Annotated in this window: 14 protein-coding genes; 11 read left to right on the forward strand and 3 right to left on the reverse strand. The window is 73.9% G+C overall.

Annotation, left to right across the window (positions count from 1 at the left end; translation table 11 throughout):
• Positions 1–453: 453 nt before the first annotated feature.
• Positions 454–1,182 (reverse strand): helix-turn-helix domain-containing protein, encoded by a 729-nt coding sequence (locus AB0E91_RS00005; protein WP_361772669.1) that lies wholly within the window; start codon positions 1,180–1,182, stop codon positions 454–456.
• A 106-nt stretch (positions 1,183–1,288) separates the two neighbouring features.
• Here AB0E91_RS00005 and AB0E91_RS00010 point away from each other — a divergent pair, with 106 nt between their 5' ends.
• From AB0E91_RS00010 to AB0E91_RS00030, 5 genes are all read left to right on the forward strand, one after another.
• On the forward strand, positions 1,289–1,852 hold the full coding sequence (locus AB0E91_RS00010; RefSeq protein ID WP_161183641.1) for an NAD(P)H-dependent oxidoreductase: 564 nt from the start codon (positions 1,289–1,291) through the stop codon (positions 1,850–1,852).
• Between the two features lie 207 nt (positions 1,853–2,059).
• Complete coding sequence (locus tag AB0E91_RS00015; protein ID WP_361772672.1) at positions 2,060–3,031, forward strand: alpha/beta hydrolase; 972 nt, start codon at positions 2,060–2,062, stop codon at positions 3,029–3,031.
• Positions 3,032–3,098: 67 nt separating this feature from the next.
• Complete coding sequence (locus AB0E91_RS00020) at positions 3,099–3,317, forward strand: hypothetical protein (RefSeq protein ID WP_361772675.1); 219 nt, start codon at positions 3,099–3,101, stop codon at positions 3,315–3,317.
• A 140-nt stretch (positions 3,318–3,457) separates the two neighbouring features.
• Positions 3,458–4,939, forward strand: a complete 1,482-nt coding sequence (locus tag AB0E91_RS00025; protein WP_361772678.1) for an SPFH domain-containing protein — start codon at positions 3,458–3,460, stop codon at positions 4,937–4,939.
• Positions 4,940–5,022: 83 nt separating this feature from the next.
• A complete protein-coding gene (locus tag AB0E91_RS00030; protein WP_361772681.1) occupies positions 5,023–5,469 on the forward strand; it encodes a type II toxin-antitoxin system PemK/MazF family toxin in 447 nt (148 codons plus the stop codon).
• Here AB0E91_RS00030 and AB0E91_RS00035 read toward each other — a convergent pair.
• The gene (locus AB0E91_RS00035) at positions 5,454–6,320 is read right to left on the reverse strand and encodes a TIGR02452 family protein (RefSeq protein ID WP_361772684.1); all 867 of its coding nucleotides are present in this window, start codon (positions 6,318–6,320) and stop codon (positions 5,454–5,456) included. The genes AB0E91_RS00030 and AB0E91_RS00035 overlap by 16 nt on opposite strands.
• Positions 6,321–6,610: 290 nt before the next feature.
• Here AB0E91_RS00035 and egtA point away from each other — a divergent pair, with 290 nt between their 5' ends.
• The 5 genes from egtA to AB0E91_RS00060 all read left to right on the forward strand — a co-directional run bounded on the left by egtA (position 6,611) and on the right by AB0E91_RS00060 (position 11,418).
• Positions 6,611–7,924: an ergothioneine biosynthesis glutamate--cysteine ligase EgtA gene (egtA, locus tag AB0E91_RS00040; RefSeq protein ID WP_361772687.1), complete on the forward strand. Its 1,314-nt coding sequence runs from the start codon at positions 6,611–6,613 to the stop codon at positions 7,922–7,924.
• Complete coding sequence (egtB, locus tag AB0E91_RS00045) at positions 7,921–9,255, forward strand: ergothioneine biosynthesis protein EgtB (protein WP_361772690.1); 1,335 nt, start codon at positions 7,921–7,923, stop codon at positions 9,253–9,255. Before egtA ends, egtB begins: the two co-directional genes overlap by 4 nt.
• Positions 9,255–10,073, forward strand: a complete 819-nt coding sequence (gene egtC / locus AB0E91_RS00050; RefSeq protein WP_361772693.1) for an ergothioneine biosynthesis protein EgtC — start codon at positions 9,255–9,257, stop codon at positions 10,071–10,073. Before egtB ends, egtC begins: the two co-directional genes overlap by 1 nt.
• Positions 10,070–11,029, forward strand: coding sequence for an L-histidine N(alpha)-methyltransferase (gene egtD / locus AB0E91_RS00055; protein ID WP_361772696.1), 960 nt, complete (start codon positions 10,070–10,072; stop codon positions 11,027–11,029). Before egtC ends, egtD begins: the two co-directional genes overlap by 4 nt.
• Before the next feature lie 173 nt (positions 11,030–11,202).
• On the forward strand, positions 11,203–11,418 hold the full coding sequence (locus AB0E91_RS00060) for a dodecin (RefSeq protein ID WP_161178689.1): 216 nt from the start codon (positions 11,203–11,205) through the stop codon (positions 11,416–11,418).
• Between the two features lie 48 nt (positions 11,419–11,466).
• On the opposite strand, the gene AB0E91_RS00065 is transcribed toward AB0E91_RS00060, so the two are convergent.
• Complete coding sequence (locus AB0E91_RS00065; RefSeq protein ID WP_361772700.1) at positions 11,467–11,961, reverse strand: hypothetical protein; 495 nt, start codon at positions 11,959–11,961, stop codon at positions 11,467–11,469.
• 105 nt (positions 11,962–12,066) lie between these two features.
• On the opposite strand from AB0E91_RS00065, the gene AB0E91_RS00070 reads away from it, so the two are divergent.
• Positions 12,067–12,258, forward strand: coding sequence for an antitoxin (locus AB0E91_RS00070; RefSeq protein ID WP_361772703.1), 192 nt, complete (start codon positions 12,067–12,069; stop codon positions 12,256–12,258).
• The last annotated feature ends 81 nt before the right edge of the window (positions 12,259–12,339 follow it).

Below are 12,339 nucleotides of genomic sequence, written 5' to 3' on the forward strand. Positions count from 1 at the left end.
GGGAACCCCCCGCCCCGGGCCCCGCCCCCCCCCCCCCCCCTGCGCCGCCCCCGGCCCCGGCGCCGCCGACGGACCCGGCGGGCGCGCGGTGCCGGCGTCGGCGGCCGGGGGCAGCGGCCCGACCGGCGGCACCCCAGGGGACGGCGGCCGACCGGCGGCCGACCGGGAGCAGCAGCGGCCCCCGGACGGCGGCAGCCCCGCACGGCGGCCGGACCAGCGGCGAACCGGGGACAGCGGCCCGGCCGGCGGCGGCCCAGGGCAGCGACCCGACCAGCGGCGGCCCAGGGCAGCGACCCGACCAGCGGCGGCCCAGGGCAGCGGCCCGCCCGGTGGCAGCCCGAGCCGGCGGCCGACCAGCGGCGGCGCGGGACGGCGGCCGACGGCGGTGCCGTGAGGCAGCGGTCGGACGGTGTGCCGCCCGCGTCGACCAGGACCCCGCGTACGGTCCGGCAGTCAGGGCCGCCGTTCGCCCCGGCCGTCCGGACCCGCGCCGAGACCGCCGGAGGCAGAGGCACCCGTCAGCCGGTCCACCAGGTCCAGCCAGCCCGTCTCCAGCCGTTCCATCGGCATCCCGCACTGGCGGGTCAGATGGTGGATCAGGGCGGGGTCGAGGTAGGCGAGGAGCGGCTGGGCGAGCAGCTCGCAGTCGGCGTCGGGGACGAGCCGTCGCAGCAGCATCGTGACATGGGTGCGCAGCGCCTGCACGGAGGGGTGTTTGTAGCGGCGGCCCGGGTCCGGCTGGGCCGCCAGTTGCAGGTCCAGCTGCTCCGCCGAGCGGTGGAGGACGGCCACACCGAAGGCGCGCAGCCGTTCCAGGGGCGGTGCGCCGGGGCCGAGCGGGGGCGGACCGGCGAGGAAGTCCTCCTGGAGCGTGCGCGCGGAGTGGTCGAGCAGCGCGGTCAGCAGTCCGGTGCGGTCGCCGAAGCGGCGGAACACGGTGCCCTTGCCGACCTGGGCAGCGGCCGCCACCGCCTCCATGGTCACCCCCGCCGCCCCGTGCTCCGCTATCAGCCGGGAGGCCGCTTCCAGCAGCCGCGCCCGGTTGCGGGCCGCGTCGGCGCGCAGGCACGGCTCATAGGCGGCCGGGGCGGGACCCACCTCCAGCAACTGGGGCTCGTCGACGGGCTCCTCGGGTTGCGGACAGGGCGGCAGAGCGCTGGACATGAAGACAGCGTAAAGCATGGGGAACAAAACTGGACCCTGGTCCGGTTAGGGTGGTAGAAACTTAAACGGACCCCGGTCCGGATCGTTTCAAGCGTGTTTCAGCCACCCCCCTTGGAGTACTCCCATGTCCGTACGCATCCTCGCGCTCGTCGGCAGCCTCCGCGCCGGTTCGCACAACCGCCAGCTCGCCGAGGCGGCCGCCAAGCTCGCCCCCGAGGGCGCCGAGGTCGAGATCTTCGAGGGCCTCGCCGACGTCCCGTTCTACAACGAGGACCTGGACGTCGAGGGTCAGGTCCCGGCCGCCGCCGTCAAGCTGCGCGAGGCCGCCCAGGCCGCCGACGCGTTCCTGCTCTTCGCCCCCGAGTACAACGGCACCATCCCGGCCGTCCTGAAGAACGCCATCGACTGGCTGTCCCGCCCGTACGGCGCCGGCGCCTTCACCGGCAAGCCCGTCGCCGTCATCGGCACCGCCTTCGGCCAGTACGGCGGCGTGTGGGCCCAGGACGACGCCCGCAAGGCCGTGGGCATCGCCGGCGGCAAGGTCATCGAGGACATCAAGCTCTCGATCCCCGGCTCCGTGACCCGCTTCGCCGAGACCCACCCGGTCGACGACGCCGAGGTCGCCGCCCAGCTGTCCGAGGTCGTCACGCGCCTGCACGGCAGCGCGGGTGAGATCCTGGCCGCCTGAGCCGCGGCAGCCCCGTAGAGGGGGCCGGAGCCACGACGGCTCCGGCCCCCTTTCGCACTGTCCCGGGGCCGTACGCGCCACCCCTCCCCAGGCCGCACCCGGGCCGCCCCCGACGTCCGCGCCGTCCCGGAGTCGTCCGGCATGCGCGAAACGGCGGACCATGGGCAGACGGAGCCACATCCCGTCGCCCGAGCCCGAGGAGACCCCATGCGTCCGGAGCCGCCCCCGTTCGACCCGGAACTCGCCCCCGTGCTCGAGCCGTTCAAGGACGCCCCGCCCCTCACCCCGGACGGGATCGCCGCCGCGCGGCAGACCGCCGAGGCCGTACCCCCGGACCTGCTGGACGTCACGCTCGGCGGCGCCTTCGTCGCGGAGGACCGCACGGTGCCCGGACCCGAGGGGGCGCCGGACATCTCCCTGCTGATCTGCCGCCCCGCCGACGCCGCCCCCGGCGCCCGGCTGCCGGTGATCTACCACGTCCACGGCGGCGGCATGGTCCTCGGCACCAACCGGGCCGGGGTGGACGCCCCGCTGCACTGGGCCCGCGACCTCGGCGGTGCGGTGGTCGTCTCCGTGGAGTACCGGCTCGCACCCGAACACCCCTACCCGGCACCGGTGGAGGACGTGTACGCCGGGTTCCTGTGGACCGCGCGGAACTGCGAGGACCTCGGCGGCGACCCGGACCGGATCGTCCTCGCGGGCGCCAGCGCGGGCGGCGGTCTCACGGCGGCGCTCGCGCTGCTGCTCCGCGACCGTCAAGGCCCGACCGTGCTGGGCCAGTTGCTGATGTACCCGATGCTGGACGACCGCAACGACACCGGCTCCAGCCACCAGATGGCCGGGGTCGACGTGTGGGACCGCTCCGCCAACGAGACCGGCTGGTCGGCACTGCTCGGCGAGCGCCGGGGCGGCCCCGACGTCCCGCCGTACGCGGCACCGGCCCGCGCGACCGACCTCACCCGACTGCCCCCGGCCTTCCTGGACGTGGGCTCGGCGGAGACCTTCCGCGACGAGGTGGTGGCCTACGCCTCCCGCATCTGGGGCTGCGGCGGAGTGGCCGAACTCCACGTCTGGCCGGGCGGGTTCCACGGCTTCGACGGCCTCGCGCCGAAGACCGCGCTGTCCTGCGCGGCCCGCGCGGCCCGATTCGACTGGCTGCGGCGCCTGTTGAACCGGTAGGGACGAGCCGGGAGTTGGACCGGCAGGCACGGGCCGGACCGCGTCTTTCCGCGCTTACCCTGTGCGCATGGGCGATGCGTCGATGGTCGGGCTGATGGGACGGGTGACGGGAACGGTCGGCCCGGGGCTGGTCGGCGAGGTGATCGTCCGGGTGCGCGGCGGCGCCGAGCACTTCCTCGCGTACGCGGCCGACAGCGGCACCCGGATCGAGCCCGGCACCGTGGTCATGGTGGTGGAACACCTGCCGCCGCGCACGGTCTACGTCACGCCCGCGTACGACGGTTGAGCGCACCCCGCCCCAGGTGAGAGCCCTGTTCGTCAAGATTGTGACAAGGCTCGGCCGGGGCCTTCTCCCCGTACCCGCGCAGGTGCACACTCCCTTCGTCCGGTGCCGTCAAGGGCACCATGTCAAGGGGGCGTTTGCCGATGATCGTCGGCGTCGTTGCGGGGGCGGCGATTGCCGCCGTCCTCGTACTGATCGGTGTGTTCAAGATGATGTGGCGGGTCGCGGAACCCAACGAGGCCCTCATCATCTCGGGGTCCAGACACCGCACCGAGGGTGTCGAGGAGGGCATGGGCTTCCGCATCGTCACGGGGCGCGGCACGCTCGTGCTGCCCGGTGTGCAAGCGGTGCGCAAGCTCTCGCTGGACCTGAACGAGACCGAGCTGCACGTGGACTGCGTGACCCAGCAGGGAATTCCGCTGAAGGTGCGGGGCGTGGTCATCTTCAAGGTGGGCGACGACTATGTGTCGGTCGCCAACGCGGCCCGGCGTTTCCTGGACCAGCAGAAGCTGATGTCGGAGCGGGTGCACAACGTCTTCGCCGGTCATCTCCGTTCCATCGTGGGCGGGTTGACGGTCGAGGAGATGATCCGCGACCGGGAGAAGCTGACCGGCCAGACGCGGGCCGCCTGCGGTACGGAGATGGAGAAGCTGGGTCTGATCGTGGACTCGCTCCAGATCCACGAGATCGAGGACCCGACGGGGTACATCCAGAACCTGGCGATGCCGCACGCCGCCGCCGTACAGCGGGACGCGCGCATCGCCCAGGCCGAGGCCAACCGGCTCGCCACCGAGGCCGAGCAGCAGTCGTACGCGCGGATGGCCGAGGCCACCCGGGACAGCGAGATCCTCCAGGCCGGTTACCAGGCCGAGCGGGACAAGGCGGCGGCGAAGTCCCGGCAGGCCGGGCCGCTCGCGGACGCGGCCGCGCGGCAGGAGGTCGTGGTCCAGGAGACCCGGGTCGCGGAGCTGGAGGCCAACCGCCGCGAGCAGCAGCTCCAGGCGGACGTGCGCAAGCCGGCCGACGCCAAGGCGTACGAGAAGCGGACGCTGGCCGAGGCCGAGCGTGACGCGCGGATCTCGGCCGCCCAGGCCAAGGCGAAGGAGACGGAACTGGCGGCCGCCGCCGAGGCGACCCGGGTCAAGACCGCCGCCGGAGCCGAGGCCGAGGCCACCAAGAGCCGGGGTGCCGCCACCGCGTCGGCCACCCGCGCGACCGGTGAGGCGGAAGCCGCCGCCGCGCAGGCGAAGGGTCTCGCGGAGGCCGAGGCCGCCCGGGCCAAGGGTCTCGCGGAGGCGGAGGCCATCAAGGCGCGGGCCGCCGCCCTGGCCGAGAACCAGGAGGCGGTCGTCGCCCAGCAACTCGCCGAGAACTGGCCGGAGATCGTGCGGGCGGGCGCGGACGCGTTCGGCAACGTCGACAACATGGTGTTGCTCAACGGTGCCGACGGCATGGGCGAGTTGTTCGCCAAGGCGCTCACCATGGGCGGCACGGGGCTGGGACTCGCCCGTCAGCTGCTCTCCACGATGGACCACAAGAACCAGCAGCCGGGCGCCGGTTCACCCTCGGTCAACGGGGTGACGGCGACGCGGGTTCCGGTGGACGGAGACAAGGGGGACAACTGACCGACGGGCGGCGGCCGTAGTCCCGGGAACGGGCGAACGGCCGTCGCCCTTCGCGTTGTTGCAGTTCGGCTAGGGTGCGTGGCGTGAGCACGTTCAACGATGACAACGTTCCCGGCCGTCACGGCCCCCACGCCACCACCGAGGCCGACCCGCGCGAGATCGGCCGGGTGCGTACCGAGTACTCCCCCGCCCACGACGGCGACCCCGATCCCGGCGAGATCGTCTGGACCTGGGTGCCGTTCGAGGAGAACGACGGCCGGGGCAAGGACCGCCCCGTGCTGGTCGTCGCCCGGGAGGTGGCCGGCACCTTCCTCGCCGTGCAGCTCTCCAGCAAGCGGCACGACAGCCACCGCGACTGGGTGGCGATAGGCCAGGGCCCCTGGGACCGCACGGAACGCGACTCCTGGGTGGCCGTCGACCGGGTGCTGCGGCTGCACGAGAACGGGATGCGCCGCGAGGCGTGCGCGCTGGACCGGATGCGCTTCAACCTGGTCCGACAGCGGCTGTACGAGCGCTACGGCTGGACCTGAGCAACCGCCGGTGACGGTCCGGGGCGCACCTCGGCGGCGAAGACCCGCGCGAAGGCGCTCCGCACCGTCGCCCCGGCCGTGCGGTCCAGGACGCCGAAGACCACGTGGTCGAAGGTCCCGGCGAACCGGCCGCCGGACACGAGCAGGGTCCGGAAGGCGTTCGCCACCTGTTCCGGGTCGTTCTGGAAGACCCCGCAGCCCCACGCGCCGAGCACCAGGTACCGGTAGTCGTGGGCGGCGGCGGTCTCCAGGACCCGCTCGGCCCGCAGCGCCAGGGCGCCCGGGATCTCGCCGGTCCGCTCGGGGACCCGGCGGCGGATCACGCCCGCGTTCGGGGCGGGCGAGGTGAGGAAACCGGCCGTGTACGGCTCGGCCAGCAGCCGCGCCCGGTCGTCGCGGAAGACCGGCACCCCCGGGCTGTGGATCACCCGGTCGGAGTAGAAGGGGTCACGGTCCGCCCGGTGGTGGTCGTAGTAGCCGGGTGCCCGGAGCAGACAGGTGTACAGCGCGGAGGCGCGGCACAGGGCCTCCTCCTGGGCCTGGGCGCCGTTGAGATAGCCGCCGCCGGGATTGCGGGCGGAGGCGAAGTTGAGGACGGCCACCGGGGCTCCCGCACCGGTCAGCCGTCGGGCCGCCTCCAGGCTGCTCTCGCCCGTGACCTCGAAGAACGTGTCGGTCCGCGCCGCCCGTGACGGCACCTCGACCGGCTCCGGGCCGTGCAGCCGCGTACCGGCGCGGGCGGCCTCGATCAGGTCCGCGAGCGGCACCGTCCGGCCGTCCGGCAGTGTGTACTCCCCCTCGGCGACGATCCGCTCGGTCGCCGTCGCCACTCCGCGCAGGCGTGCGCTCACGGCGCCACCCCCGTAAGCGCCCTGAACGCCGCCCGCGCGGCCTCCCCCGTCGTGCTCATGCGGTCATCCTGGGCGATGCTGTTCTCGCGGCGCAACGGAGTTTCCGGGGCCCCGCGGCCCGAGAACCGGACGGGAGGAAACGCGCGAGGAACCGGAGATGACCGATCCCGAACGTCCCGAGGGGCACCCTTGTGCGATGCGGTCCGAGGGTCTTGGGTGGGACGAGGCCCGCCCGGCACACCGGAGGCCGGGCAGGCGACATGGTGGAATCCCAACAGGAGCATCCCGACATGTCTGACTCGCTGAGCGACTGCGGTGACTGTACGGATCACCGCACCGCGATAACCGAAGCCGAGGTCGACGCCCTGATCCGGGGCATCTGCTTCAAGACCGGTCCGCCCCGCACGCTCGGGGTGGAGGTGGAGTGGCTGGTCATGGACCCGCGCCGCCCCCGCCACCCGGTCCCGTCCGAACGTCTCGCGGCCCTCTACGCGACCTTGCGTCCCGTCCCCCTGCGCTCGGCGCTCACCGTCGAGCCCGGCGGCCAGCTGGAGCTGAGTTCGCCGCCCGCCGGCTCACTCATGGAGTGTGTCGGCACCGTGTCCGCCGATCTCGACACCGTCCGCGCGGTCCTCGCCGACGACGGTCTCGCCCTGGTCGGCATGGGCCATCACCCCTGGCACACCCCGTCCCGTTTCCTGCGCGAGGCGCGCTACGACGCCATGGAGGCGTGCCTGGACCGCACCGGCCCCGCCGGGCGGCACATGATGCGCGCCTCGGCGTCCGTGCAGGTCTGCGTGGACGCCGGGTACGAGGAGCCCGGCCCGCTGGGCCACGAGCAGCGCTGGTGGCTGGCGCACCGGCTCGGCCCGGTGCTGGTCGCCGCGTTCGCCAACTCCCCGCTGGTCGACGGGCGTCCGTCCGGCCGCCGGTCCGTCCGGCAGTCGTACTGGGCGCAGATCGGGCCCGGCCGCGCCGGTGCCCCGGCGACCGACGGCGAGCCGCGCGCCGACTGGGCCCGGCACGTACTGGACTCCCCCGTCATGTGCGTCCGCCGGGACGACGGGCCCTGGGAGGTGCCCGAGGAGCTGACCTTCCGCGAGTGGACCCGCTCGCGAACACCGCGTCCGCCCACCCGGGCAGACCTCGACTACCACCTGACCACCCTGTTCCCGCCGGTCAGACCGCGCGGTCATCTGGAGCTGCGCATGATCGACGCGCAGCCCGGGGACGACGGCTGGATCGTGCCGCTCGCGGTCACGGCGGCGCTCTTCGACGACCCGGAGGCCGCCGAGGCGGCGCACCGGGCCGTGAAGCCGCTGACCGAACGCGCCCACGACCTGCCCGCGCCGCACAACCCGCTGTGGGCGGACGCGGCCCGGCTGGGCATGGCCGATCCCGGGCTGTGCGAGGCGGCCGTCGCCTGCTTCACGGCGGCGCTGCGGGCGCTGCCCCGGCTCGGCGCCGAGCCGGAGGTCGTGGCCGCCGTCGCCGGGTACCTGGACCGCTATGTCGCCCGGGGCCGCTGCCCCGCCGACGACCTGCTGGACGGCTCGGACGGCATCGACCGCCCGGCCCGCGGGAGGAAGGACACGCGCACATGACCGCCCAGGAGACCGGGACGCCCGAGGCGGGACCGGAGACGCTGCGGGCCCGCGCGCTCGCCTCGCTGGTCACCGCCCGTACCCGGACCACGCTGCTGACCAGCTGTGTCGAGGACCCCGACCTGACCGCCCAGGTCTCGCCGCTGATGTCCCCGCTGGTGTGGGACCTCGCCCACATCGGCAACCAGGAGGAGCTGTGGCTACTGCGGGCGGTCGGCGGCCGGGAGGCGATGCGACCGGAGATCGACGGCCTGTACGACGCCTTCGAGCATCCGCGCTCCGAGCGTCCCTCGCTGCCGCTGCTGGCACCCGAGGAGGCACGCGCGTACGCGGCCGAGGTGCGCGGCCGGGTCCTCGACCTGCTGGAGGACGCGGACTTCGAGGGCGACCGGCTGACCGAGTCGGGCTTCGCCTTCGGGATGATCGCGCAGCACGAACAGCAGCACGACGAGACCATGCTGATCACCCATCAGCTCCGTACCGGACCCCAGGCCCTGACCGCCCCCGACCCCGACCCGTCGCCGCCCTTCACCGGTCCGGCCGAAGTCCTGGTCCCCGGCGGCCCGTTCACCATGGGGACCTCCACCGAGCCCTGGGCGCTGGACAACGAACGCCCGGCGCACGTACGCGAGGTGGACTCCTTCCGGATCGACACCACTCCGGTGACGAACGCGGCGTACCAGGCGTTCGTCGAGGACGGCGGCTACGACACCGAGCGCTGGTGGAGCCCGGAGGGCTGGGCGCACGTGCGGCAGCACTCGATCACCGCCCCGCTGTACTGGCACCGGGACGGCGGGCAGTGGCTCAGGCGCCGCTTCGGCGTCACCGAGCCGGTGCCGCCGGACGAGCCGGTGCTGCACGTGTCCTGGTACGAGGCGGACGCGTACGCCCGCTGGGCCGGGCGGCGGCTGCCCACCGAGGCCGAGTGGGAGAAGGCGGCCCGGCACGACCCGGCCGCCGGCCGCTCCCGGCGCTTCCCCTGGGGCGACGCCGACCCGACGGCCGCCCACGCCAACCTGGGCCAGCGGCATCTGCGGCCCGCGCCCGCCGGAAGCTACCCGGCCGGTGAATCACCTTACGGCGTACGGCAGTTGATCGGCGACGTGTGGGAGTGGACGTCGAGCGACTTCCTGCCGTACCCGGGCTTCACGGTGTTCCCGTACAAGGAGTACTCGGAGGTGTTCTTCGGCCCCGAGTACAAGGTGCTGCGCGGCGGTTCGTTCGCCGTGGGCCAGGTGGCCTGCCGGGGCACGTTCCGTAACTGGGACTATCCGATCCGCCGGCAGATCTTCTCCGGGTTCCGCACCGCCCGCGACGCGGAGTCCGCCTGATGTGCCGTCATCTTGCCTACCTGGGGCCCGAGTTGTCGCTCGGCGCACTCCTTGTGGAGCCCGCGCACAGTCTGTACCGGCAGGCGTGGGCTCCCCGGCGGCAGCGCAACGGGACGGTGAACGCCGACGGTTTCGGGGTGGGCTGGTACCCGGCGGACGATCCGGTGCCCGCGCGCTACCGGCGAGCCGGGCCCCTCTGGGCGGACCCGTCCTTCGCCGACCTCGCGCGGGTGATCCGCGCGGGGGCGGTACTGGCGGCCGTGCGGGACGCGACCCTCGCGGGCGCGGACGGCGAGGCCGCGGCGGCGCCGTTCGCGTCCGGGCGGTGGCTGTTCAGCCACAACGGCGCGGTGCCGGGCTGGCCCGACTCGGCCGCCCCGCTGGTGCCGACGCTGCCCCCGGTGGACCTGCTGTCGATGGAGGCGCGCACCGACTCGGCGTTCGTCTGGGCGCTGGTGCTGCACCGGCTGCGCGGGGGCGCCGAGCCGGGAGCCGCCCTCGGCGAAACGGTTCGCCAGGTCGCGGAGGCCGCCCCCGCCGCCCGGCTCAACCTGCTGCTGACCGACGGCACCACGATCGCGGCCACCGCGTGGGGCGACAGCCTCTGGTACCGCGCGGGACCCGGCGACTCGGTGACCGTCGCCTCCGAACCGTACGACGACGACCCCCACTGGCGGGAAGTCCCCGACCGCACCGTGCTCACCGCGAGCCGGGCCACCGGAGTGCGACTCGCTCCGGCCGGGAACCCCGCGTCCTCCCCCACCCTCGACTCCGCTCGAGCGGGAGGACCCCCCTCACCGAAGGAGCCCTGTACGTGAGCCTGCACGTCACCCGCACCCTCCCCGAGGACGCCACCGGCGCCGCGCTGCGCGCCGACGTCGTGGACGGCCTGACCCGGACCCCCAAGTCGCTGCCGCCGAAGTGGTTCTACGACACGCGTGGCAGCGAACTCTTCGAGCAGATCACCGACTTGCCGGAGTACTACCCGACGCGGGCCGAGCGGGAGATCCTGCGCGACCGCTCCGGGGAGATCGCGGCCGCGAGCGGCGCGCGGACCCTGGTCGAACTCGGCTCGGGCTCCTCGGAGAAGACCCGGCTCCTGATCGACGCGCTCACCTCCCTGGAGGCGTACGTGCCGGTCGACGTGAGCGAGTCCGCGCTCCTCGGGGCCGGTCGGGCGCTCGCCGCGGAGCGCCCGGACCTCGCGGTGCACGCGCTGCTCGCGGACTTCACCGCCCCGCTGGAGCTGCCGGACACGCCCGGCCCGCGCCTGGTCGCGTTCCTCGGCGGCACGATCGGCAATCTGCTGCCCGAGGAGCGGGCGGAGTTCCTGGCCGCCGTGCGCGGGCTGCTCGCACCCGGCGACGCCCTGCTGCTCGGCACCGACCTGGTCAAGGACGAGCGCGTGCTGCGGCTCGCCTACGACGACGTCGCCGGGATCACGGCGGCGTTCAACAAGAACGTGCTGGCCGTGCTCGACCGGGAGCTGGGCGCCGACTTCGACCTCGACGCCTTCGACCACGTCGCCGTGTGGGACCCGCAGCACGAGTGGATCGAGATGCGGCTGCGCTCGCGCACGGCGCAGACGGTCAAGCTCCCCGGGGTCAACATGGTCGTGGACTTCGCGGCCGGTGAGGACCTGCGCACCGAGGTCTCGGCCAAGTTCCGTCCCGAGGGCGTCACCGCGGAGCTGGCCGCCGCGCGGCTGGAGCTGACCCACTGGTGGACGGACGGCAAGGGCCGCTTCGCGCTGTCGCTCAGCGTGGCCCGCTGACGGACCTTGGGCCGCGACCCCCTGCGGCCCTCCCGTGCCCGGCGGGCGACGCCTCGCGCGCCGGGCACGGATACGGCACGGTGGATACGGCGTGACGGACCGGTCGCGCCGGACGTGAGGCACCGATGTGAGGCGCGCCCCCACGGCCTCATGGCGGAGAGGAGCACCCGCGCATGACGAACCACACCTACCGGGTCACCGAGATCGTCGGCACCTCGCACGAGAGCGTCGACCAGGCCATCCGCAACGGCATCGCCCGCGCCGACCAGACCCTGCGCAACCTCGACTGGTTCGAGGTAACCCAGGTACGCGGCCGGCTGGACAACGGGCGGATCGAGGACTACCAGGTGTGCATGAAGGTCGGCTTCCGCCTGGAGGAGACGACCTGAGCCGACGGGTGGCCGGGGCGCCGGACCGCACCCGGACCGGCGGCGCGCTCAGGTGCGTCCCTCGCGCTCCTGCGCCGCCTCCAGGGTGGCCGAGTGCTCGGCCCAGCGGGCCCGCAGGACGGTGAATCCGGCCCGCTCGGCGTCGTCGCAGACCAGTTCGTCGTCGTCCACGAGGACGCGTACGGTCCTGCTCCGGGCGAGACGGCGCAGGATCTCCAGTTTGGTGACCCGGGCGGGTCTGCGGTCGCCGTCGCGCCGCATGTGCACGGTGCCCTCGGGCAGCCCATGGGCGGCGAGCCAGTCCGCCGTGTCCGCCCGGCAGCGCTCGGGCCGTCCGGTCAGATAGACGATCTCGCAGTCGCGGGCCGACCGCAGCACCAGCGCGACCCCCTCGGCCAGCGGCGGGTCGGCGGGGGCGGCGGCGAAGAAGCCGTCCCAGTCGCGCGGGCTCCGCTCCAGGAAGCGCTGGCGGTGCGCCGTCGCGGCCAGGGTGTTGTCGAGGTCGAACACGGCCACGGGCCGCCCGCTGCTGGTCTCTGCCACGCGTCAACCCTAGCCAAGGAGCATCCGGCACGGTTCTCGAGATGCGAGGGCGGCCCGGGCCGGTGACCCTGGGAGTGGAAGCCTCAAACGACGAGGAGGGCTGCCATGTCCTTCATGGACAAGATCAAGGGAATGCTCAAGGGCCATGAGGACATGGCCGACAAGGGCATCGACAAGGGCGGGGACTACATCGACCAGCGGACCGGCGACAAGCACAAGTCCCAGGTGGACTCCGCGCAGGACCGGCTGAAGGACCAGTACGGCACCCAGCACCGCGACAACCCGCCGCAGCACTGACGGCGCGGCCCGCCACGCGCACCATTCTCCTGGAGGCCCCGCTGCCCGCGCACGGGCGGTGGGGCCTCCTCGCGGCCGTAC

The sequence above is a fragment of the Streptomyces sp. NPDC026659 genome, from assembly GCF_040638245.1.
Lineage (GTDB): Bacteria > Actinomycetota > Actinomycetes > Streptomycetales > Streptomycetaceae > Streptomyces.

Excerpts from the sequence above, each read along its gene's own strand:
- AB0E91_RS00070 (WP_361772703.1), top strand. The coding sequence starts at position 12,067 with ATGTCCTTCATGGACAAGATCAAGGGAATGCTCAAGGGCCATGAGGAC.
- egtC (WP_361772693.1), top strand. The coding sequence starts at position 9,255 with ATGTGCCGTCATCTTGCCTACCTGGGGCCCGAGTTGTCGCTCGGCGCA.
- AB0E91_RS00060 (WP_161178689.1), top strand. The coding sequence starts at position 11,203 with ATGACGAACCACACCTACCGGGTCACCGAGATCGTCGGCACCTCGCAC.
- egtA (WP_361772687.1), top strand. The coding sequence starts at position 6,611 with ATGTCTGACTCGCTGAGCGACTGCGGTGACTGTACGGATCACCGCACC.
- AB0E91_RS00015 (WP_361772672.1), top strand. The coding sequence starts at position 2,060 with ATGCGTCCGGAGCCGCCCCCGTTCGACCCGGAACTCGCCCCCGTGCTC.
- AB0E91_RS00010 (WP_161183641.1), top strand. The coding sequence starts at position 1,289 with ATGTCCGTACGCATCCTCGCGCTCGTCGGCAGCCTCCGCGCCGGTTCG.
- AB0E91_RS00020 (WP_361772675.1), top strand. The coding sequence starts at position 3,099 with ATGGGCGATGCGTCGATGGTCGGGCTGATGGGACGGGTGACGGGAACG.
- AB0E91_RS00025 (WP_361772678.1), top strand. The coding sequence starts at position 3,458 with ATGATCGTCGGCGTCGTTGCGGGGGCGGCGATTGCCGCCGTCCTCGTA.
- AB0E91_RS00005 (WP_361772669.1), bottom strand. The coding sequence starts at position 1,182 with ATGCTTTACGCTGTCTTCATGTCCAGCGCTCTGCCGCCCTGTCCGCAA.
- egtB (WP_361772690.1), top strand. The coding sequence starts at position 7,921 with ATGACCGCCCAGGAGACCGGGACGCCCGAGGCGGGACCGGAGACGCTG.